At 58.6% G+C, this 21,965-nt stretch carries 21 protein-coding genes and 1 pseudogene; 8 read left to right on the forward strand and 14 right to left on the reverse strand.

Annotated elements, in window-relative coordinates; translation table 11 throughout:
* Window positions 1-335 precede the first annotated feature (335 nt).
* Window positions 336-1,076 carry an aspartate/glutamate racemase family protein gene (locus ACNAZS_RS14010; RefSeq protein ID WP_415790250.1) on the reverse strand — a complete coding sequence of 247 codons (741 nt, stop codon included), beginning with the start codon at window positions 1,074-1,076 and terminating at the stop codon, window positions 336-338.
* A gap of 32 nt (window positions 1,077-1,108) precedes the next feature.
* Window positions 1,109-2,377, reverse strand: coding sequence for an NAD(P)/FAD-dependent oxidoreductase (locus ACNAZS_RS14015; RefSeq protein WP_415790252.1), 1,269 nt, complete (start codon window positions 2,375-2,377; stop codon window positions 1,109-1,111).
* Window positions 2,378-2,453: 76 nt separating this feature from the next.
* Between ACNAZS_RS14015 and ACNAZS_RS14020 the strand changes: the two genes are divergently transcribed.
* The 6 genes from ACNAZS_RS14020 (at window position 2,454) to ACNAZS_RS14045 (ending at window position 7,003) form a co-directional block, all read left to right on the forward strand.
* Entirely contained in the window at window positions 2,454-2,642 is a 189-nt protein-coding gene (locus ACNAZS_RS14020) for a hypothetical protein (protein ID WP_415790254.1), read from the forward strand.
* Window positions 2,639-3,382 carry a GntR family transcriptional regulator gene (locus ACNAZS_RS14025; RefSeq protein ID WP_415790256.1) on the forward strand — a complete coding sequence of 248 codons (744 nt, stop codon included), beginning with the start codon at window positions 2,639-2,641 and terminating at the stop codon, window positions 3,380-3,382. Before ACNAZS_RS14020 ends, ACNAZS_RS14025 begins: the two co-directional genes overlap by 4 nt.
* A 61-nt stretch (window positions 3,383-3,443) precedes the next feature.
* Window positions 3,444-4,367, forward strand: a complete 924-nt coding sequence (locus ACNAZS_RS14030; RefSeq protein WP_415790258.1) for an NAD(P)-dependent oxidoreductase — start codon at window positions 3,444-3,446, stop codon at window positions 4,365-4,367.
* Window positions 4,364-4,717, forward strand: a complete 354-nt coding sequence (locus ACNAZS_RS14035) for a RidA family protein (protein WP_415790260.1) — start codon at window positions 4,364-4,366, stop codon at window positions 4,715-4,717. Before ACNAZS_RS14030 ends, ACNAZS_RS14035 begins: the two co-directional genes overlap by 4 nt.
* 28 nt (window positions 4,718-4,745) lie before the next feature.
* Window positions 4,746-5,975 (forward strand): pyridoxal phosphate-dependent aminotransferase, encoded by a 1,230-nt coding sequence (locus ACNAZS_RS14040; protein ID WP_415790262.1) that lies wholly within the window; start codon window positions 4,746-4,748, stop codon window positions 5,973-5,975.
* 35 nt (window positions 5,976-6,010) lie between these two features.
* The gene (locus ACNAZS_RS14045) at window positions 6,011-7,003 is read left to right on the forward strand and encodes a Bug family tripartite tricarboxylate transporter substrate binding protein (RefSeq protein WP_415790264.1); all 993 of its coding nucleotides are present in this window, start codon (window positions 6,011-6,013) and stop codon (window positions 7,001-7,003) included.
* Between the two features lie 81 nt (window positions 7,004-7,084).
* Here the strand turns inward: ACNAZS_RS14045 and ACNAZS_RS14050 are convergent, their stop codons facing one another.
* Window positions 7,085-7,552, reverse strand: coding sequence for a CopD family protein (locus ACNAZS_RS14050; protein ID WP_415790266.1), 468 nt, complete (start codon window positions 7,550-7,552; stop codon window positions 7,085-7,087).
* 152 nt (window positions 7,553-7,704) lie between these two features.
* On the opposite strand from ACNAZS_RS14050, the gene ACNAZS_RS14055 reads away from it, so the two are divergent.
* Window positions 7,705-8,187: a YajQ family cyclic di-GMP-binding protein gene (locus ACNAZS_RS14055; protein WP_415790268.1), complete on the forward strand. Its 483-nt coding sequence runs from the start codon at window positions 7,705-7,707 to the stop codon at window positions 8,185-8,187.
* Here the strand turns inward: ACNAZS_RS14055 and ACNAZS_RS14060 are convergent.
* The 8 genes and pseudogenes from ACNAZS_RS14060 to ACNAZS_RS14095 all read right to left on the reverse strand — a co-directional run bounded on the left by ACNAZS_RS14060 (window position 8,169) and on the right by ACNAZS_RS14095 (window position 17,880).
* On the reverse strand, window positions 8,169-9,011 hold the full coding sequence (locus ACNAZS_RS14060) for an EamA family transporter (protein WP_415790340.1): 843 nt from the start codon (window positions 9,009-9,011) through the stop codon (window positions 8,169-8,171). The two genes, ACNAZS_RS14055 and ACNAZS_RS14060, sit on opposite strands and share 19 nt — an antisense overlap.
* A 256-nt stretch (window positions 9,012-9,267) precedes the next feature.
* A complete protein-coding gene (locus ACNAZS_RS14065; protein ID WP_415790270.1) occupies window positions 9,268-11,184 on the reverse strand; it encodes a bifunctional metallophosphatase/5'-nucleotidase in 1,917 nt (638 codons plus the stop codon).
* A 235-nt stretch (window positions 11,185-11,419) separates the two neighbouring features.
* A pseudogene (locus ACNAZS_RS14070) lies at window positions 11,420-12,444 on the reverse strand (methyltransferase); the annotation flags it as partial.
* Window positions 12,445-12,541: 97 nt separating this feature from the next.
* Window positions 12,542-13,549: a Bug family tripartite tricarboxylate transporter substrate binding protein gene (locus tag ACNAZS_RS14075; RefSeq protein WP_415790272.1), complete on the reverse strand. Its 1,008-nt coding sequence runs from the start codon at window positions 13,547-13,549 to the stop codon at window positions 12,542-12,544.
* Window positions 13,550-13,584: 35 nt separating this feature from the next.
* Window positions 13,585-14,394 (reverse strand): citryl-CoA lyase, encoded by an 810-nt coding sequence (locus ACNAZS_RS14080; RefSeq protein WP_415790274.1) that lies wholly within the window; start codon window positions 14,392-14,394, stop codon window positions 13,585-13,587.
* A gap of 52 nt (window positions 14,395-14,446) precedes the next feature.
* Window positions 14,447-15,334 carry a dioxygenase family protein gene (locus ACNAZS_RS14085; protein WP_415790276.1) on the reverse strand — a complete coding sequence of 296 codons (888 nt, stop codon included), beginning with the start codon at window positions 15,332-15,334 and terminating at the stop codon, window positions 14,447-14,449.
* Window positions 15,335-15,374: 40 nt separating this feature from the next.
* Window positions 15,375-16,688, reverse strand: a complete 1,314-nt coding sequence (oxlT, locus tag ACNAZS_RS14090; RefSeq protein WP_415790278.1) for an oxalate/formate MFS antiporter — start codon at window positions 16,686-16,688, stop codon at window positions 15,375-15,377.
* 37 nt (window positions 16,689-16,725) lie between these two features.
* On the reverse strand, window positions 16,726-17,880 hold the full coding sequence (locus ACNAZS_RS14095) for a CaiB/BaiF CoA transferase family protein (RefSeq protein WP_415790280.1): 1,155 nt from the start codon (window positions 17,878-17,880) through the stop codon (window positions 16,726-16,728).
* Between the two features lie 173 nt (window positions 17,881-18,053).
* Here ACNAZS_RS14095 and ACNAZS_RS14100 point away from each other — a divergent pair, with 173 nt between their 5' ends.
* Window positions 18,054-18,962: a LysR substrate-binding domain-containing protein gene (locus ACNAZS_RS14100; protein WP_415790282.1), complete on the forward strand. Its 909-nt coding sequence runs from the start codon at window positions 18,054-18,056 to the stop codon at window positions 18,960-18,962.
* Window positions 18,963-19,087: 125 nt separating this feature from the next.
* On the opposite strand, the gene ACNAZS_RS14105 is transcribed toward ACNAZS_RS14100, so the two are convergent.
* The 3 genes from ACNAZS_RS14105 to fdhD all read right to left on the reverse strand — a co-directional run bounded on the left by ACNAZS_RS14105 (window position 19,088) and on the right by fdhD (window position 21,949).
* Window positions 19,088-20,749, reverse strand: coding sequence for an OFA family MFS transporter (locus tag ACNAZS_RS14105; protein ID WP_415790284.1), 1,662 nt, complete (start codon window positions 20,747-20,749; stop codon window positions 19,088-19,090).
* Between the two features lie 109 nt (window positions 20,750-20,858).
* Complete coding sequence (locus tag ACNAZS_RS14110) at window positions 20,859-21,113, reverse strand: formate dehydrogenase subunit delta (protein WP_415790286.1); 255 nt, start codon at window positions 21,111-21,113, stop codon at window positions 20,859-20,861.
* A gap of 5 nt (window positions 21,114-21,118) precedes the next feature.
* Window positions 21,119-21,949, reverse strand: a complete 831-nt coding sequence (gene fdhD / locus ACNAZS_RS14115) for a formate dehydrogenase accessory sulfurtransferase FdhD (protein WP_415790288.1) — start codon at window positions 21,947-21,949, stop codon at window positions 21,119-21,121.
* Window positions 21,950-21,965 lie beyond the last annotated feature (16 nt).

Genomic DNA, 21,965 nt, shown 5'->3' on the forward strand with positions numbered 1-21,965 from the left:
GNGNNNNCCAGGGAGGCGGAGATCAGGACGAGGGAAGCGAGGGTTTTCATGGTGAGTTCTCTTTAATGAAGTGAAAGTAAGTTTGTTAAACTATCTACTTATAGATAGATGAAGCGGGAAATAAAAAAGCGCTTGGATAAAAACCTGTTGCGCGGTGGCTGGATCGCTTTGTTCACCAACCATGGAACGAATATTACCTATCAGTAGATAGACTGGTCAAACGGAAAATTGTATCTAATTGTTTAAGGTGTGATTTGCTTCGGTAGTTCTCTTCGCTGGCAGGGAGAAGATTTGAAATGGGTTAGCCGCGCGATGCGTGCCAACCCAACGAGCTGTCAGGCGAATGCGCGAGGACGGAGTCCGGTATGGAACCAGGTGATCATCGAGTAAATGTCGTACACGGGCAGCCCAAGCTCTGCTTGCAATGCGGCGGCATAGGGGGGCATGTTGGTGCATTCCAGGACGATGGCGCCGACTTCGGGGTGTCGCCTGACCAAGTCCCGCCCAGCGTCCAAGATGTCTTGCTCCGCCAAGTCGATGTCCATGTCCTCTTTTTCGGCCTTGATCAGGACGCGAAAAAATTCTTTGCCGTTTTCGGTGCCGGCACTGGGAATGTCGGCAGGGACATTCACCGCTGCCAAGTGAGCGGGCGATAACGTCGATCCGCTGACGGTGACGATGCCAACGCGCTTACTGGGCGGTAGTGTGGCCTGTACCCAGGGCACTTGCATCAGGGAAGAGGTGGCCACGGGTACGCCCAGTGCTTGTGAAAATTCTTCCTGAAAAAGCGCCAGAAAGCCGCAGTTCGTCGTGATCGCTTCGGCGCCCAGGTCGACGAGTTCCCGGCCCGCGTCAATAAAGGCGTCTAGTGTGCCCGCTGCGCCTTGCAAGACGACTTTCTCTGGCGTCGCGCCGCGCACCACGCGATAGAGCACGGGGAAGGGCCAGGTTTGGCCATTACCCATGTCCCCGAGGATGCGGGGAAAGCGGGCGTCCAGCATCAAAATTCCTAGTGGAGCGCCATAAAGCGACTTGCCACCGCGAGCGATGCGGCCAGACGAGGAAGGCGTAGACATGGCGGGTTTCCTACAGAATGAGTGAGGTGAGCTCAGGCGAACCGACGGGGGCTGAATGGTTCGAGCGAAATCGTCGGGCTATGGTTTTGAAGAAGCTGTACAACGAGCTCTCCTGTGCGAGCCGATCCGACGAGGCCGACGTGTCCGTGGCCATAGGCGTGCACAATATCTTTGCTGGCCGATGCGGGGCCAATGCAGGGCAAGCCGTCCGGCATGCTGGGGCGAGAACCTTGCCAGTAATCGACGCGGTCTTCTGCGGGTTTGGCGGGGAGAGCCGGGTAAATCGAGACGAGCAGGTCTCGCAGGATATGTGCTCGCTGCCAATTCGGTGCGGCGTCAATATCGGCGATTTCGACTTGGCCTGCCACGCGCAGACCGGTTTCCATGTTGTTGACCACGACCCTGCAGTCGGCCAGCATCGTGGAAACACGCGGCGCGCCTTCGGGTTGCGTAATGACGGCGTGATAGCCACGTTCGGCGGCAAGCGGTACGCGGTCGCCTGCCTGGCGAGCCAGCTCGCGCGAGCGCATCCCGGTCGCGATAACGGCTTTATCGCAGGGGATATCGCCGTCGAGCGTATGCACAGCGCGTAGCTTTCCCGCCCGAATGTCGAAGCCCGTCGCGCGCGTGCGACGGAGATCGGCCCCTAATGACTGGGCCAGTTGAACCAGAGCGGCGACGTAGGCACCGGGGTTCCGGCAGTGGCCCGTTTCGGGCACGAGGACACCAAAGGTATAGCGAGGATGTAAATCGGGCTCCAGTGCATGAAGTGCGTCGTTATCCAGCTCTTCCCATTGAATCCCTTCGTTGCGGCGAATCTCCCAGGCACGACTGTCGGCACGAAAGTGTTGCTCCGATAGATAGGCGTGCAGCAAGCCGCGTTGTTCGATCAGATGGGGTACTCCGGCTTGCGCCGCTAGTGCCTGATGCAGGGCTGGGGCGCCCGCCAAGAGTGAACGCAGGGCGTGGGCGGTGTGTTCGACACGAGGCCAAGTCCAGGCCGAGGCTAGATAACGAACGAGCCAGGGAATGGCCCGCGGCAGATAGTTCCAGCGGATAGCCAAAGGTCCTAGAGGATCCTTCAGCCACCTTGGCAGGTTTTTCCAGACACCCGGCGAGGCCGGCGGCAGAACAGAGTGTGAAGATAGCCAGCCGGCATTCCCATAACTGGAGGCCTGAGGGCCGCCTGGGGAGTCTGGCTCGATCAATGTGACGCGTAACCCTGCGTTTAGCGCCTGAACGGCGGTAGCGGCGCCGACTGCGCCTGCCCCAATGATAACGATATGCTGGTCTGTGCTCATTGTGTTGCTAGCGTGAAATCGTGCACATGGGATGGGCCCCTAAGGCCGTTATAGGGCGCGTATGCGGCGCAAGGTCATGGATATCCCTGATGCCAATGCGTCATTTTCGGGTAATAAAAGCATAGCACTTGACTGTATACAAGATAATATTCAATATGTGTATGCCAATCAGTGTGCAGATAGGCATGGGGTTGCCTCGCCCATCCGCATGGCATGTCTTTGCCTGCAGTGGTGGCAGCGTGATTTTATTGATATTGATGTATGACCTCTGAAATTTCCGGTGCTCGTTCTCTTCCCGCCAGCCATGTCTACGATCGGATCAAGGCCATGGCGACGACTTTTCGTTTGCGGCCGGGAGACAAGGTCAGTGAGCTTGAGTTGGCGCGTCAGCTGGGGGTGAGCCGTACGCCGGTGCGCGAGGCGTTGAATCGCATCGCGGCCGAGGGTTTTCTGGTGGCGACGCCCAACCGTGGCTATACCGTCAGGGCGCTGGATGCCAAGCAATTAATGGCCTTGTATGAGTACCGGGCAACGGTTGAACTGGGCGTGGTGCGACTCGTCTGTGCGCGGGCGACCGATCAAGAGTTGGCGGATCTGGCCCGATTGGTCGACGATAGCCGCGATGAGCCGGATACCGATGCGCAGGCGTTGAAATTGTTGTCGCGTGATGAGGCGTTTCATGAGCACTTGGCAGGGCTGACGGGCAATCCGGAGTTCCTGCGATCTGTACGTTCGATCAACGAGCGCCTGCGTTTTCCACGCTGGATCGATCTGAGAGTGCGTCGCACTGAGACGCGCAATGATCACCCTGAAATCGTGCGTGCTTTGCAGACTCGTGATCAAGCCATCGTACATGCGTTGATGAGCCAGCATATCGAGAAACACCTGGATCATGTGGTCGAGCTGACGCGTGCAGGCTACGCCGAGATTTATACGGGCAATGCCTTGGCCGAGTATGCCGAGTCCCGCTTTACAGAGGCGGACGGGGACTCTGCGGTCTTGTGAGTTTTTATCTTTGTTCTTATTTCTGATTGTCGATTTAACGCTTACTTAGGATGTTTTTCTCATGAAAGCTATTTTTGTTGATGCGAATCCCACTTTGGCGGCTGTGGCCGAGCGCTTGCACCGCGCCGATGATCTGGAGTTGATCATCAACCGCCAACCCGATATCACGTCCGATCAATTGCCGGCCGTGTTGGGCGATGCGGAGATCGTCATTATTGACCATACCCATTTGCCTACCGATATCGCGCGTCAATGCAAAGGCTTGAAGCATGTGGTGTTTCTGGGCACGGGACCGCGTTCGTATATGAACCCGGAGGAGTTGGCCGAGATCGGCATCGATGTACACATCATCAAGGGCTATGGCGATACGGCCGTGGCCGAATGCGCATTTGCGCTGATGTGGGCGTCGGCCAAGAGCTTTGGCCATATGGATCGTGAGATGCGTGCCGGCAACTGGTTGCGCAGCGATGCGCTGCAATTGACAGGCAAAACCTTGGGCTTGATCGGTTTTGGCGGTATCGCGGCTGAAGTCGCGCGACTGGCCAAAGGCGTTGGCATGGAGGTCATTGCCTGGAACCGCACCCCGAAAACGCACCCGGGCGTACGTTTCGTGGCGTTGGAAGAGGTGTTGGCCAACAGCCATGTGGTGTCGCTGCATCTGTTGTTGACGGACGAGACGCGTGGCATGATCTCGCGCGAACGGATTGCTGGTATGCGTGACGGCGCGATTCTCATCAACACGGCGCGCGGTGCGGTGGTGGATGAAGACGCCATGATCGAAGCCCTGCAATCGGGCAAATTGGCTCACGCGGGCCTGGACGTGTTCGTGACCGAGCCGATGCCCAAGGATCATCCGTTGACCAAGCTGGAAAACGTGACGCTGTCGGCGCATTCGGCATTTCGCACACCGGAGGCCAGCGACAATTTGATTCAATCCGCATTGAATCATTGCCGCCGCATCTCGGGCAAAGGGGTGCAACAATGAGCGCCACGATTACCCGTCTGGACCAGAATGCGCGTCGTTCGCGCGCAGTGATCCATAACGGCACGGTTTATCTGGCAGGTCATACCGCCGATGACCGCAGCGCCGATGCCGCCGGACAGACACGCCAAGTGTTGGCCAAGGTTGATGAGATGCTGGCGGCTTCGGGCACGGACAAGTCCAAGCTATTGAATGTCACGATCTGGCTGCAGCATATGACGGATTTTCAGGCGATGAACGAGGTCTATGATGCCTGGATCGTGCAGGGTCAGGCGCCAGCGCGCTGTTGCGGGGCGATTGAGCTGGCCGCACCGGATATCCTGGTTGAAATCATGGTCACCGCAGCCGTATAAATCGATTTTTTAAGGTTAAAGAATCAGTATGTCTACCGATCATTCTCAGGCGCCGGCGTTTCGCCGTGCCAGTCGTATCTCTCGAATTGCGGTGTCAGGCATCTTGCGTATTGGGGCGCGTGCCGCACAACTCAAGCGCGAAGGGCGCGACGTCATTGTGTTGGGGGCAGGGGAGCCCGATTTTGATACGCCGGATAACGTGAAAGAGGCGGCGATTCGCGCGATTCATGCCGGTCAGACAAAATACACGTTGCTCGATGGCACGGTGGAGCTCAAGGCGGCCATTGCGCGCAAGTTCGAGCGTGAAAACGGTTTGACCTATGGCCCGGACGAAATCAATGCGGGCGCCGGCGCCAAGCAGGTGATTCACAATGCGTTGATGGCGACGCTGGACGAGGGCGATGAGGTCATCGTGGGCGTACCGTACTGGACGTCTTACGCCGACATGATTGCCATCGCTGGCGGCAAGACGGTCGAGGTCGCGTGTCGGGAGGCGAACGGTTTTCGTATGACCGCGGCCGATCTCGAGCGTGCGATTACGCCGCGTACGCGCTGGGTGATGTTGAACTCGCCGTCCAATCCGACGGGCGCGGCCTATGGCGAGGCGGATTTGCTGGCCTTGGCCGAGGTGTTGCTGCGCCACCCACACGTATGGGTAATGGCCGACGATATTTACGAGCATCTGGTTTATGGCGATTTCGTCTTCAAGACAATGGCGCAGGTCGAGCCGCGCCTGAAGCCACGCACCCTGACGATTAATGGGCTATCGAAAGCCTATGCGATGACCGGTTGGCGGTTGGGCTATGCCGGTGGACCGAAGGAATTGATCGGCGCCATGGCCGTGGTGCAAAGCCAAAGCACGTCGAACCCGTGCTCCATCAGCCAGGCCGCGGCGATCGAGGCGTTGGATGGACCGCAAGACGTGTTGGCTGAGCGCCAACAGTCGTTCCAGGTTCGTCGAGATCTGGTTGTGGACGGATTGAATGCCATCGAGGGCTTGAGTTGCCGTCGTCCCGAAGGGGCTTTTTATACGTACGCCAGTTGCGCGGGCGTGATCGGGCGGACCACGCCCAAGGGCAAGCGCCTGGAGACGGATGAGGATTTTTGCGAATACTTGTTGCAGGACCATGATGTGGCGGTGGTGCCGGGCACGATCTTTGGCTTGGCGCCGTATTTCCGTATTAGCTATGCCACCTCACAAGCTCAGTTGCAGACAGCATTGCAACGCATTGCCAAGGCTGTTGAACAACTGAATTAATGTTTCACCGTACGCACTTCACAAGGGGAATAATCATGAGGCGTATTTTGAGTATGACCGCGCTGGCGGCCGCGACATTGGCGGCCGCGATGCCGGCGATGGCGCAAGACACTAAATGGCCCACACGCGCCATTACGATCGTTGGCGGGTTTCCGACTGGCGCAGGGACAGACTTGTACACCCGCAAGTTGGGACAAGGCCTGACGGAAACATTGGGTGTGCCCATCGTGGCGGAAAACCGCACCGGGGCCGGTGGCAATGTGGCCTCGGATGCCGTCGCCCGATCGGCGCCGGATGGCTATACTTTTTTGTTCGGCACGGCCGGGACGCATGCCATCAACGCCTCGCTATACAAAACGCTGTCCTTTGATGTCTGGAACGACTTTACGCACATTGCGTTGCTGGGAGATGTGCCCAACGTCTTGCTGATCAATCCGAAAAAGCATCCCGACATCAAAACCTGCAAAGACCTGCTGGCGCTGGCTCGCAAAAATCCGGGAAAGATGAATTACTCATCGACCGGGAATGGGGCGTCAGGTCACTTGGCGGGGGCGCTGTTTACGCAGATGGCCGACGTCGACATCGTGCATGTGCCATACCGTGGGCAAGGGCCGGCGATGACGGCGTTGCTGTCGGGTGAAGTCGATTTTTTCTTTAATCAAAGCGCGCCCAGTATCGCAGCCGTGAACTCGGGTCAGGTGCGCGCGCTCGGGGTGACGGTCTCCAAACCGATCGAAGCGCTGCCGGGTGTGCCGTCGGTAGCCGAAGGTTGTGGATTGGCCGGCTATGAGAGCAGCACGTGGTATGGGCTGTTTGGGCCGGCCAAGTTGCCCGCTGACATCCAAAAGCGCATGAGTGACGCGGTGATCACGGAGATCACCAAGCCCGAATTCAAGCGCTGGCTGATCGATACGCAAGGCATCACGCCGCCGGCAGATCCTAGCCCGGCCGCGTTCGAGCGTGTGCACAAGGCGGATATCGCGCGTTGGGCCAAGGTTGTCGAAATGTCAGGCGCGAAGGTGGACTAAACGCCCGATGTATTGACCGGTCGATGACAGAGCCTGTCCGTGATGTCGCGGACAGGCTTTGTGCATTGAGATGGGTCGTTTTCAGCCCAGCACGATAAGAGCGATGGTCAGCAAGCCCAGTGCCAGATTAATAATCACCCAGGTTTTGATGGATGCCACGGCGGCACCGCCCGCGGGCCATTCACTGGCTTGTACTGCGCGGCGCAGGCGCGGGTAGAGCGCAAAGCGGATGTGTCCAAAAATGGCCGCCATGACGACACCCAGCACTGTCATGCCGATCCAGGCGTGGGGCATTTGAAAGGTGCCACCGGATTCCGAGACTTGGCGGGCGGCGCCACCGATCATCCACGCGCCGCTGACAATCACGATCAATACTGCACCGAGCACGGCGTTCAGAAAGCGGCCCAGCACGTCTTGCATCAGACGCAGCCGTTGGGGAGGCTCGAGGGCGGCGACGGCGGGCCGCAGAAAACAGTGTGCAAAAATCATTCCGCCCACCCACAGCACGATGGCCAGAATGTGCACGAGCTTTAGAACGCTGTAAAACATGGCAGAATTTCCTGTAGTGTGGTGTCGGAGAGGCACCGTTCAATAGGCATCATATCGCCGTGAATCGACTTACACTGCATACTCTGTACGGATGGCGGACCTTTTATGGATTCGGCTACCCTTGATTGACTCTTTTTTCATAGGTTTTGACCATGCCCAGTTTTGACGTGGTTTCCGAAGTAGACAAGCACGAACTCAGCAACGCGTTGGATCAAGCCAACCGCGAATTGGCGACCCGCTTTGATTTCAAGGGCACTGACGCCAAGTTTGAGCTCGAAGGTTTTGTGGTCACGCAGATCGCGCCCAGTGCGTTCCAGTTAAAGCAGATGCTGGACATTTTGCGTGGCCGTTTATCGGCGCGCAGTATTGATGTACGTTGCCTGGAGGTCGCAGACCCCCTCGAAAACCTGGGTGGCGCCCGTCAGAAAGTCACCGTACGCGAAGGGATCGAGCAGCCCATTGCCAAGAAACTGATCGCCGCGATCAAGGCCGCAAAGCTCAAGGTCGAGTGCCAGATCAACGGCGACAAACTGCGCATCAGCGGCAAAAAGCGAGATGATCTGCAAGAGGCCATTGCACTGCTGCGCAAGACGGATGTGGACTTGCCGCTGCAGTATCAGAACTTCCGGGACTGACTTTTTCGCTTGCTGGGCTTTTTGATTGAGGGGCGATTGCCAAAGGTGATGCCGGCGGATGCCGCGACGATGGCAATAATCGCCGCGTATTGCGTCAGCGACAGCGTCTCGCCCAGAAACATCAGCCCCGAAATGGCGCCAAAGACGGGCTCCAGGCTGAGTAGCGTGCCGAACACCCGGACCGGCATGCGGCGCAACACGCTGATTTCCAGCGCATATGGTAAGGCGCTGGAGAGCACCGCGACGCCAATCGCCCAGGGCAGGATGTCCAGGGAAAACAGGGCCGTGCCGGCGTGCGCCAGTCCGATGGGCAACACGAACAGGGCGGCGACGCTCGTCGCCAGCGCGATGGTCTGTGTGCCCAGGTGCATACCTGCCCGGCGACCCAACACGATATACAGCGCCCAGCATAGCCCGGCCGCCAGTGCAAACAATACGCCGACGGGGTCCAGGGTGTCGACGTCGGCACCATGCGGGATGAGCAGCAAAATGCCTGCCACCGCCAGGGTGATCCAGGCAAAATCAATCAGTCGGCGTGATGACAGCAGCGCCACCGCCAGTGGGCCGGTGAATTCCAGCGCGACTGCGATCCCTAGCGGGATGGTGTTTAGCGCCATATAAAACAGCAAGTTCATGGTGCCAAGCGATACCCCGTAGGCCGCTACGAGACGCCACCCTGACGCGGTCATGCGTACGCGCCACGGCCGGAAATAGACCAGCAGGAGCAACGCCGAGAGAAAGAGCCGCAGCGCGGCGGTGCCCTGTGCCCCGACCGCGGGGAACAACGTCTTGGCCAGGGCGGCTCCTCCTTGCAACGACAGCATGGCCACTATCAGCAGCAAGACGGGATAGAACGAGATGGCGGGCGATTGCGCGGTGGGCGTAGACATAAACTGCGTGAGATCAGGCGCTGGACGGCCAGCAGGCGCCCATTCTACGGTACCTCGCGCTCTTACCTGCACGCGCCTTTTTGGAGGAGCAGGAGGCCTTCGATCGGCTTAGGCGGTATTCGGTCGGCCCTGAATGCCAACGGCGCCGCGAGGTCATGACCTCGCGGCGCCGTTGGGGTGAGCCTGGCTCTTACTCTACGAGGCGCTTGGTGCTGTACAGCTCGACCGGCAGACGCTTCAGAACCGGCAGGTTCGTGTTGACGTCCTTGGTTTGCATGTCGATGTAGGTTTGCAGCACGTCGGCATCCAGCACGCCAATGTCTTGGCGGCGGTCGGCGGGTACGTTGGCCAGTGTGGTGTAGCCATCGCCACCCGTCGCATTGAAGCTCAGGACAAAGAGCTTGTAGCTGCGGGCAGGATTCAGGGCTTGCCAGCTGTTGGTGGCGGAATCGAACACTTCCACGTTGGAGACGCGATTGCCTTTGGATGCCAGGCTGTCCACCTCAAAACGCAAGCCGCCGGCGTAGGGGTACGGACCCGTCGAGCCGGTTGGACCGTAGACGGCTTCCAGGCCGTCTTCCAGCATGCCGAGGACTTCTTCGCCCGTGATGTCCAGGCGCCACAGCATGTTGCCGAAGGGCAAGACTTCGATGACGTTGGCTGCCGTCACGTTGCCTTGCAGCGGGATACGCACACCGCCGCCACTTTGCAGCGAGATGTCCGCGCCACCGTACTGGGCATTGGCGACCTCGAGATAGGCTTGGGCGACCAGTTGCTGAATGTCTCCACCGCGGGCGTTAACGCTGCCTTCGGCATTGCATTGGGCGCTGGAGCGACCATAGTCCACCGAGCCGGGACCGCCCGGGACACGTCGCGAGCAGAGTTCTTGCGGTACGGATGCCACAACGCTGCGGCTGTAGACGTCCACTTGTTCTTTGAACGGTTCCAGGGTGGCGACGGCGTTGGCATCGGGGGCCTGCACGCGCAGCGTGCTGCTTGCCTCGATGTCGGCCTGCATGGCGGCTTCGTCGGCAGGGTTGGGCGCGGTGCCGCCCACGGTCAGCGTCTCGCCGATCAGCACATGCGGGCGACCCTCGCAAGCGGTGACGTCACCATTTTCGTCAAAGCTGACTTTCAGTTCCCCGACGACTTGGGCGTATTCCCAGGCCTGCACGACGCAGACGCGCTTGCCGTCTTTATCGGTCAGCCTGGTGGGATAGGCTCCCGCCGGCGTGCCGATGCCGTAGTCGGCCATCGAGTCGGGGCCCAGCAAGCTGTGCGAGTCGCCGCCAACGATAACGTCTACGCCGCTCAGGTTGGCGGCTACTTCCTGGTCGTACCCATAGCCGATATGGCTCATCACAACGATTTTGTTGACGCCTTGGTCGCGTAACGCATCAATCTGCTGTTGAGCGGCTTCGGTTTCGTCGGAAAACGTCGTGCCCGGCGTGGGGCTGGAGGACTGCTGGGTTTTGTCCGCGATCGTCAAACCGATCAGGCCGATGGACTGGCCATCGCGCTGGACCGTGATCGAGGGCTGTACCCAGTCCGGTGCCTTGGCGGGGTTCAACGCAGAGTCGGGGCCAAAGCTGACGTTCGCGCTGAGCAGCGGGGTTTGGCAGGACCCGGCGTGCAGGAACTCGATGAACTGATACAGGCCGTCGTCGCCCTTGTCGAACTCGTGGTTGCCGAGCGTCATGGCGTCAAAGCACACCGTATTCATCATGGCGGCATCGGCTTCGCCTGCCTCGCCTGCGCGGTTGAAGTACAGCGTGCCCGTCATGGCGTCGCCCGCGTGCAGTTTGAGCACGTTGGGGGATTCCGCGGCCAATTCGTTGATGGCCGCGGTCACACGAGGGAAGCCTCCGGCGTCAACCGCAACATCGGTCGCTGTCCCGCTGGCATTCTTGAGCTGCAGGGTTTTGCTCTTGCTGTCGAGATTCGAGTGGTGATCGTTGACGTGCAGAATCGTCAAATCCATTGCCCGGCTGACGGCGGGCGGGGGAGGTGAGTCGTCATCGTCATCGTCGTTGCTATTACTACAACCGGCTAGCAGCGCCAAGCTGCTGAGCACTAGTACTTGGGTATTCCTCTTCCAGTTTTTCATAGCGTTTCATAATATGTCACCAGGAAACGGCATGATTGAGGATGCAGATGACCGTGGAATGAATACTCTATGACGATGCGATGACTCGTTTGTCAGTTGGCGATGGCAAGTCGCCACAACGAGGTGATTTCCGCGGCTCGTGCCATGTGCAACGGGTCAGTCGGATCCGTGGCACGGCCGTGTGTCGGACGTGCGNCGAGCCGATCTGCGCAGCCGTGAGCGCGAGCTGGCNGCNCGCCGAGCGAGGCCGCGCAGGCCGGCCTGCGCGATGTGAGATGCCAGTTCACCGGGCTGGCGTAACCCAAGGTGCTCGGCCAGATCCGACAAGATCAACCAGCCTTCGCCGTCTGACAGCAGGTGTGCACGCAGGCCTTGCAAGAACCCGCGCAGCATGCGGCTGTCCGGGTCGTAGATGGCGTATTCCACGGGTGCGCTGGGGCGCGCGGGGAGCCAGGGCGGGTTGCAGACGATCAGGGGGGACTGTCCGTCCGGGAAAAGGTCAGCCTGACGTAGTTCGACATGGGCTTGCAGGCCCAGGCGGTTCAGGTTTTCCTGTGCGCAATGGAGGGCGCGCGGATCCTGGTCTGTCGCAATGACATGATCGACGCCGCGCTGCGCCAACACGGCCGCCAGGACGCCGGTGCCTGTGCCAATGTCGTAGGCCAACGCCGGGTGGCCCCCCGGCAAGGGCGCGCGCGCGACCAGATCGATGTATTCCCCTCGTACCGGCGAAAACACGCCATAGTGCGGATGAATACGCGCATTCAACGCGGGGATCTGCACCCCTTTTTTGCGCCATTCGTGCGCGCCGATAATGCCCTGCAGTTCCCGTAATGAGGCAAGGTAGGGACCGGATGACGGCCCATAGGCCTCGAGGCAGGCTTGTTGCACGTCAGGTGCCCGACGCAACGTCACTTGATGATCTGAATCAAAGGGGACCAGGACGCTGCCCAACAGGCGTGCGCGTTGCGATTGCGCCTGCCGATGACGATTAAAGGCGTCCAGTGGTGTAGCGGCGGGTTTGCGAGGTTTTTTATCAATCCGCCGAGCCAGCGCCTGCAATAACTGCCGTGCGTTATGAAAATCTCCGCGCCAGAGCAACTGCGTACCCTCGCAGATCAGCCGATACGCGGCATCCGCCGATAGCTTGTCGTCGGCAATCTGAATGCGCCCCGGCGGCGGGGCTGCGGATTCAGAGCGCCAGAGGGCACTGTGCGGCTGGCCGGATTCGGTCCAATGAACGAGGGGTAAAGCAGGCATGGGCATAGCAAAGAGTGAATGCCTCGCAATGTAGCAGTTTCCAGGACAAGCAGGGTCTCGAGACGCTTGGCCCGAATAACGCGGCGAGCGTGGGCAACTAATCTATCTGGGCACCAGATTGTTTAACGAGCTCTGCCCATTTGACGATTTCATCCTGGGAGAATTTGTTCAAGTCGGTGGTGGCCAGATCGCGTTGTTCTACCCCTTGGCTACTGAGCTTCGTCTTGACGGCCTGGGTGGAAAGCGCTGTGTGAAGAGCCTTTTGCAATGCGTTGACCGCCGGTGCGGGCGTGGAGGCCGGCGCGTAAATCATGAACCAGGCGACCAAATCGAACTCTCCGTCTATTTGCTCGGCAATCGTTGGTGTCTCGGGGGTGGAGGTGCTTCGCGTCGCGCTTGAGACGCCCAGTGCTCTGAGCTTGCCAGACTTGATATGGGGCAGGGTTGCGGCTGGGTGATAGAACATGAACTGCGTTTGTCCTGAGATGACGTCTGTGACGGCCATGCCTCCTTCTTTATAGGGGACATGTGTCATCTCGCCACCCAGACGCGCTTTCAATAGTTCACCGGCGAGATGCCCCGATGTACCATTTCCGGCAGATCCAAAGCTGATACCTCCAGGCTTTGAGGCAGCGACGGCAAGATCCTCGAGCGATTGAAACGGCGAATCCGCTTTGACGATCAGTAGCGTAGGGGTCTGGCCTACCAGTCCGATGGGCACAAAATCTTTTATCGGGTCGTAGCCGAGTTTCTTGTAAAGGGTCTTGTTGATCGCATGGGTACCGACGGTTCCCATCAGGATGGTATAGCCGTCCGCAGGGGAACGAGCCACCTGTTCCGTGCCGATCGTGCCACCCGCGCCGGCTTTGTTTTCAACGATGATGGATTGCCCCAGCGACTCAGACATCGCATTGGCCATGACACGTGCGACGGTGTCGGTGGATGTCCCGGGGCCAAAGGGGACGATCATTCTGATGGATTGCGTGGGGTAGTCCTGGGCGTGAACGGGACTGGAGAACATGCTAAACAGGCAAACGCCTACTGTCAGCGCCGCCGCTTTGCATCGCAATGTCATGAATCGAGTCTGATGGAAAATAGTTGGCATGATGTCTCATCCTGGGTTTTTGTTATAAGTGGTGTTTACGATTGATCTGAACCAAAGCCAGCGGGGAATTCTCCGTCGTACTTCAGTTCCCGAGTCGCCTGATAGGACAGCGCAAATCCGATGGACTGTTGTAGTTCTTCGTTGAGATGCGCGATCAAGCCCGCTGTCCTAGCCAGAATCGGAACGCCCTTTAATGCTGCAAGCGGAAAGCCCACGCCCAAGAGCACGGCGGGGATCGCCGCGGAGACGTTGAGCCGAAGATCCTTGCCGATGATGGCGGGTATTTGTTTTTCTATTTCTTCCGCAATAGCAATGTAGCTGAGATCGGCGCCACTGATCCGGGCGACGTCGAGTAGTCTCGCGACGCGTGGATCTCGCGTTTTATGTAGTGGATGCCCATAGCCTGGAATGGCTTTGCGGGCAGCGTGAAGCGCTTGCAGCTCTGCCTGTACGGCGGCCTCCAGCGTCGCGCCGCTAGCCTGGCGATCTTGAATGTCGACGAAAAGTCGCCCGGCATTCTCCGACGCGCCAAGAATGACGGAGCCACATCCTAGGATGCCGGCCGCAACGGCGCCTTGGAGCGCATCCGGGGCCGCGGCAAGTGTCATCCTGCTGGCCTGGACGCTAGGGACAAGGCCATGTTCCGCGATGGCGACAAGTGTGGCGTTCAGTACGGCGGTTGCCGCTGGGGAGGGGCGTTTGCCTGTGACTAATAAATGGAAATAGTCCGTGAAGGAAATCTTGCCGATGAGGTCCTTGCACAGGTCTTCGCCACGTACGACGATGGTGTGTTCGTCGGAGGTGCAGATTGCACTATGAGGGATAGTTGCTTTGCCGATTTTCATGAGGCTACCTTAGGTTGGGCATCGTTCCGGAAGGGAATAGAGCGCTCGGAACTCAGGTTCGCGCAGGTGCGAGACAAAAATCGAATTCCGCGCACCAATAAGGAGTCGCCATTTCCCGACCGTCAGGCGCGGCGCCAGGGTTTTGATAATGGAAATCGACGATCAGGCTGTCACGCACGCCGAATACCACATCGGAGTCGATATAAGGACTATTCGCGACGAATAAATGGGTGGTGATATCGACGTAGCCAGGCGCTGAAAGCTTGAAATGGATGTGGCCGGGACGATTCGGGTGTTGGCCAATTTTCTTGATCATTACGCCGACGGGGCCGTCCATGGGGATGGGATAGTAGCTGGGTCGGATCGACCAGAACGCATAGCGTCCGTCCGCATCGGTCACGAAGCGTGCTCGCGCCAGCATTTCCGTTTGTCCCTCGACTTGCATGTCGTAGACTCCTTCGCCGTCACCCGACCATACGTCCAGGACCACGCCGGACATCGGGTTGCCTTGTGGGTCGGTGACTCGGCCAGCGTAATACGCCGGCTCACCCGCAACGTCCTGTGCAATGTTGCTGCCCATTTCTCTCTGAGGCGCACCGGCCCAATAATAGGGGCCCTGGACGGTGGCTTCTGTCGCGGCAGCGGCCACCACCGGTGTGGCCGAGGCACGGGCTTGCGCGGCCATGACAACCTGCATAGACGCGCCGAGCGTGTCGGACAGCAAAATGAATTCTTGGCGTTTCTCCGTACACGTTTGGCCTGTTTTTGTTAGAAACTCGATCGCGGCCATCCATTCGTCCGGTGTTAAATCGACTTCGCGGATGAATTCATGCAGTTTGGTGATCAGTACAGTCATCAAGACCTTGAATCTTGGGTCCTGCGTGTCGGCCAATCGCTCGATGACCGTCTGGGTCAGTTGTAGGCTTTCTTGTTGATGCATCGATATTCTCCTGATGTTTTTTCTTACCGGGTCATGTGAATCATGATTGCCTGTCCAGGCGCGCACTATTGACCCAACGCACGCGCATGGGTTTGAGCACAAACAGAGCGAGCAGCGCGGCGAGAATATCCAGTCCGGCAATGCAATAAAAAATCAGATCCCAGGATTGAGTTTTCTCGTACAGCAGTGCTGCGAACGGCCCGCCCAGGATAGACCCCACGGCGGTAGCGATCAGGAGATAGCCAAAGTTTTTTGCTGCATGTTTTGTTCCGAACGCGTCGGCCTGTAGCGACGGAAACAAGGAGTAGATTTCGCCCCATCCAAAGAAAACGACGGCAGAAAGCACGACGAAAGCGACTGGGTTTGATCCAAACTTCAGTAGCAGCAGGATGGATGCCGCCTCCATCAGAAATGCGATCAACATGGTCGGCTCCCGACCGATTCTGTCGGAGATCCAGCCAAAAAAAGGCCGCGTCAAGCCGTTGGCGGCTCGATCCAGGGTCAGGGCGAGAGGAAGCGCGGCCATCCCCAACACAAGTGTGGTGTCGGATATGCCGAAGTGTGTCGCCAGTGCCCCCAGTTGAGATATGGCCATGAGTCCACCCGTGGCAACCATGGCCATGATGAAAAACATGAGCCAAAAAAGTGGGGTGCGCAACATCTCACGCGAGTTGAAGTGTGCCGCCGATGTTGTCGTGGGTGAGGCGTTTTCCTCGGATAGGTTCGTGGCCGTTACGCGTTTCATGCCCAACGATGCCAACACGATGATGGCTGACAGCACGACGCCGAAGACTACTAGCGTGGTTTGCAGACCGTGATTCCGAATGCTTGACGCGATGGGAAAGGTGGTGACAATTGCGCCCAGCCCATAACAGCCGGCCGCCATGCCGACGGCGAACCCTCTACGACGCGGAAACCACTGCACCATGAGTTCGATCACGGCGACATAAACCCATCCCGTACCGATGCCGGAGAGCACGCCGTATGTGATGTACAAGAGCGGAAGCGAGGTGACGTAGGCCGAACTAATCCAGCTGAGTCCCACAAGCAGGCCGCCCGCGGCGGCAAAGGTGCGCGATGAGAATCGGCTGGCGAGTTCGCCATGTAGTGGACCGATTCCGCATTGAAAGATGCTGAATAATGCGAACGTGACCTGCAGCGCCGAGAGAGAAACGTCAAGCGAGCTTCTGAACGGTTGGACGAATAGCGCCCAGACATACTGAGGGCTGGAGATTGCCATCATGGCAATCATGCCGAGTACGAGCTGGATCCATGGTTGTCTTGTCCTGATTTGATCCAGCCCGGCTGGGCTGGCAGGGGTCGGGGCGAGTGTAGACGTCGAGGCGTGAGTCACTGTTGTCTCCAATAATTATTTTGTCAGGAACATCAACTCAGGGTTTGCGTGTTTTCTGCTCCGTTAGCAGCGATGCGCGGATGTCGGCGCTGTGTTCACCCAGTAAAGGGGGAGGGATGACTTCCAAGGGTCTTTGCCCATCGAAACTCACCGGGGAACGAACGGTTTTCCACGCGCCGAGGGTGGGGTGCGTACCTTGAATCTCCAATTGCATATGCTTGGCCTGCGGGTCTTGCAGGGCTTCACTGGTGTCATAAATGGGCGCATGGGGGACATCCTCCGCTGCGAGGCGCTCGCACCATTGCGCTCGTGTGCGGGTGATGAAAAGGGAGCCCAACAACTCAATCAATATCGCTTGGTGATGAATACGCGCCTCACGCGTTGCGAATCGCTCATCCTTGAAAATGTCGGGGCGCTCGATCGCTCTGGCTAGACCTTGCCAGAACTTTTCTGGCGACGACATGTGTAGCGCCACCCATTTGTCGTCCGCGCATTTCAAGGCATAAGATTGTGAGACGCTTGGACGACTATAGGGGCCCATGACCTCGTTTTCAGCGAAGAAATGCGTGAAGGCATCCAGGTTGAAGTGGCTCATCGCCTCTAACATCGAGACTTCTACGGATCGGCCAACACCGGTGTGGTTTCTTTCTACCAACGCCCCCAGAATCCCGTAGGCAGCGTAAAAACCGGTAAGCGCATCTGCGATAGCGGGGCCGACAACGCGGGGATTTTCTGGGTTAATCAGCAAGTTCAGAAAGCCACTCGCCGCTTGCGCCACCGTATCGTAGGCCGGGCGCCCCGATGCCGGCCCTGTTTGTCCAAAACCGCTGATTGCGCAGTAAATCAGTCTGGGATTGAGCTGGCGTAACCGCTCCTCACTGACACCAAGGCGTGCGGTGGTACCCGGGCGAAAGTTCTGTATATAGACATCCGCTTTTCGGATCAGCGCATCGAATACCTCGGCGTCGTCCGCCTGTTTTGTATTCAACGTGATGCTGCGTTTATTGCGGTTATACGTTTGGAAGTGCGGGCTATAGAGTCCGCCTTTGAATGCCCGGAATGGATCGCCCGTTTCGGGTTGCTCGACCTTGATGACATTGGCGCCCAGGTCGGCCAGCAGCATTCCCGCCGCAGGTCCTGTGATGAACGTGCCTTGTTCTATGACGGTAATGCCATCCAATACTTTCGCCATGCGTGTGATCCTCATTCGTGACGGGAAGCGCACCGTCGGACCGCTGAGAGCGTCGTTTTCTCAGCCATTCCCCGCTTATGGGGAGTGAGCGCAAGACTAAATGACCCGGACGAAAGATGAAAATGATGATTTTCTTCCGTTATCATTGATGCCATCGATTAATGGGAGGTCGTGTGGAGCTGCGCCACCTCAGGTATTTCATTGCCTTGGCCGGCACGTTGAACTTCACTCGCGCTGCCGAGAGTGTTCATGTGACGCAATCGACGCTGTCTCACCAGATTCGCCGGCTTGAGGACGAGATTGGTCAACCTCTCTTTGCTCGGGTCGGGAAACGGGTTTTCATCACGGAGGCGGGCGAGGCCTTTTTGACCTATGCCTCTCGTGCGTTATCGGAGATCGATCAAGGCCTGGGTGAGTTAAAGGCGCGGGACGTGTCAATGTCTGGCGTGGTTCGCGTCGGGACGACCCATACGTTTAATCTTGGGTTCATCCCCGAGTGCGTGGCTCAGTTTCTGTTGCGCAACATCACCGTGAAAGTCGTGATTGAAGAGTTGCCCGCTGACGCGATCGCAGCCAGCCTGGATGCTGGCCAATTAGATATCGGCGTGGCCTATCGCCCTGAGTTGCGTTCTGGGTTGCGTTTTGAACCCTTATTTAACGAGGAGCTTGTCCTGGTCGTTGCCAACTCGCATCCCTGGGCCGGCAGGAAACGTATCCGCATGATCGAGCTGCATCGAGAACCTCTGGTCATGTTGCCCAGTAGTTTCTCCACTCGGCGCATGCTGGACGAATTCTTGACTGCGGCAGGGGCTTCACCGAACATCATTGCGGAGATGAACACGGTAAGTGCCATGCTTGGACTTGTCTCCCGGATTCAAGTCGGCGCGATTGTGGCCTCTAGTGCGATTAACGAAAACAGCGGATTGTGCGCCTTACCGATCGAGGGGCCAACGCCTATGCGAACGCCAGGGTTGCTGTTCAAGGAGGGTCAGGCTCAGTCAAAGCCCGTGCGGGCATTTGCCTCATTAATTCGAAAAACGGCAATGATTTCGACGCTACGGCCCAGGAAATCAAAGAGATGATTTTGTTTGTTGCGTGATCGCGTATGCAACGAAATCACTGACGTCCACGATAAGATGCCGTCAAAAGAACAGGAACGTCCAGGAAAATCCCAGACGTCCCCATTGGCGCCAATGCCGAGGCACCGTTAGAACAACACAGCCGTCTTTTGCAGCGTTATCCAGATCCCCCAGATCAGCGGGATCCCGACGCAAGCCCAAGCAAACCACACCACCGCGAGGGGTGTTTTGAACGTGGAACTGGAGAACCCGTGGACCTCGGCCGCGGCGGCACGCTCATGGGCGAGTGCCTTCTCGCGTGAGAGTTCTTCCTCGCCCATGAAATACTTGGGGTTCACCGGCCGTATCGCCAAGTTGCACAGGAAACCCAGTACGAGCATGCCGGCCAGCACATACATGGTGATGTCGTATACCTGCGCACGGGGCACACCGATAGAGAGCTGATATTCGCGAATGTAGTTCACGAGTACCGGACCAAAAATCCCTGCCGCCGACCATGCCGTCAGAATCCGCCCGTGGATGGCGCCTACCATCTGTGTGCCAAACAAGTCTGCCAAATAGGCCGGCACCGTTGAAAACCCGCCGCCATACATCGAAATGATGACGCAGAACGCGCCGACAAACAGCGCCAGTGCGCCTAGGTGGGCCGACCAGGGGACCGACGAATACAGCACAAAACCCAGTACCAGGAAGACAAAATACGTCATCTTGCGCCCGAGCTTGTCCGATAGCGTAGCCCAGAAAAAACGTCCCCCGATATTGAACAGGCTCAGCAGTCCGGTAAATCCGGCAGCGGTGGCGGCGATGACGGCCAGTTGCGTCTTGTCCAATTGGCCATAGAGCAACTCGGGCTGCCCGAGCAGCGTGCCGCCGAATACTTCTTGCAACAGCGGCGAGGCCATGCCGAGAATCCCGATGCCTGCTGTCACGTTCAAGCACAGCACCAGCCATACCAGCCAGAACTGGGGGATACCCCACACACGCTTCACGTGCACATGGCCCTTGGTGATCATGGCATTGTTGGCGTGCTTGACGGGTTCCTTCCAGCCTTCGGGTTTCCAGCCGGTAGGCGGGACACGGTAGCCTAGCGCGCCCGACACCATGAACACAAAATAGATGATGGCCAATGCGATGAATGTTTGCGCGACACCCAGACCGTCCGGCGTGGCAAAGTGGCGCATCAACATGTCTGCCAAGGGGGCACCGATCATGGCACCTCCGCCGAAACCCATGATGGCCATCCCGGTCGCCATGCCGCGCCGATCAGGAAACCATTTGATCAGGGTGCTCACGGGCGAGATGTAGCCCAACCCCAGCCCGATGCCGCCGATCACTCCGGAGCCTAGCCACAGCATCCACATCTGGTGTAGATGAATGCCTAGTGCAGAAATGAGGAGACCGCCGCACCAGCATACCGCCGCGACGATGCCGGCTTTGCGCGGACCTGCACGTTCCAGCCAGCCACCCCACAATGCCGCGGCGCAACCCAGCAACACGAAAAAGAGAGTAAACATCCACCCCATTGTCGAAATGCGCCAGTTGCACTGTGTGGTGAACAACTCTGCAATCAGGCCGACATCTGCCGAGCAGGTTGCGACGGACGTACCCAATGCCTTGGATAGGGGCAGCCAGAATACCGAGAATCCGTAGGCCATCCCGATACATAAATGGATGGCCAAGGCCGCGGGCGGCACTAACCAGCGATTGAAATTTGGTCCTGCAATCGTGCGCTCTTTATCTAAAAATCCCGGGCGCATGCCCGGCAAATCCAGTGTGGCAGTGTTGCTCATAGTGTCTCCTCTCAGGGGGAACGGCTCACGGGCCGATAGGGACGCTCGCGGATGAGTGCGGCGCCTCTGGGTGTTGTTATGGGGTAAGACGGGGTCGAGCGGTCTTGCGTTAAGCAGGTTGGGCCGGTGTCAAACGAGCGCGGTTGCGGGTAATGGCTTCGAGCATCAGCGCGTGCAAGCGGACGTCGTCGGCCTGGCCGTCCGCGTGTTGATCCAGAAAGCCCAGCAAGGCGATACGCATGCGAGGTTCCCAGGATTTCTGAATATGCGTGGCGGCGCTGTCCAGCGCTTCTTCGCGGTCGGGCAGCGCATCGAAATACTCGCCGATGCGATTGGCCATGCGGATAAGATTGGCGATGTCCATGACGGTTAGCTCTGAATGCGTTCAGCGTGTGAGTAAATGGTGGCGTCGGCATGGCGTACAAAACCGAGCAGCGCCACATTGGTGTTCTGCGCGAGGCGGATCGCGAGCGCAGTGGGGGCCGAGACCGCTGCCAGGATGCCGATACCGGCGGCGGCGCATTTTTGCACCATTTCAAAGCTGGCGCGGCTCGATACCAGTACCAGGCCGTTTTGCAGAGCTTCATCGCGTCGGGTCAGGGCGCCGATCAGTTTGTCCAGGGCGTTGTGGCGCCCAACGTCTTCGCGCACAACCTGCACCTGTCCACTGGCGTTGGCCCAGGCGGCGCCATGGGTGGCGCCCGTCATGTCGTGCAGGGTCTGGCGCGCGCGCATGGCGCGCATGGCGTGCAGAATGGCAGGGAGTGAAATCGGCGTGGCATCGGGCACGGCGGCGACTTGGCGCAGGACCTCCGGTAGCGTCTCGACGCCGCATAGTCCGCAGCCGGTGCGGCCCGCCATGGCGCGTCGACGCGCTTTCAGCCGGGCTTCGCACGCGCTGGAGATTTCAAGTTGCACCACGATGCCGTTGTGCTGCGGCACGATGTCAATGCCGCGTAGATCCGAGGGCCGATCAATAATGCCTTCGGTCAGAGAAAAACCCAGTGCGTAATCTTCGAGATCGCTGGGCGAAGCCAGCATCGTGGCGTGGCTAATCCCGTTGTATTCCAGCGCGATAGGCGTTTCTTCTGCAACGCGGTCGGTTTGCGTACTGGCTTCGAGCGCTCCTCCGCGCACGCGCAAGACGGCCGCCTCGGCGTAGTCCGAGCGGTGTTGGGTGAAATCGGGAAGATGATCCATAACGTTATTGGATTGT

The organism is Bordetella tumulicola (assembly GCF_965138755.1).
GTDB classification, from domain to species: domain Bacteria; phylum Pseudomonadota; class Gammaproteobacteria; order Burkholderiales; family Burkholderiaceae_B; genus Bordetella_A; species Bordetella_A tumulicola.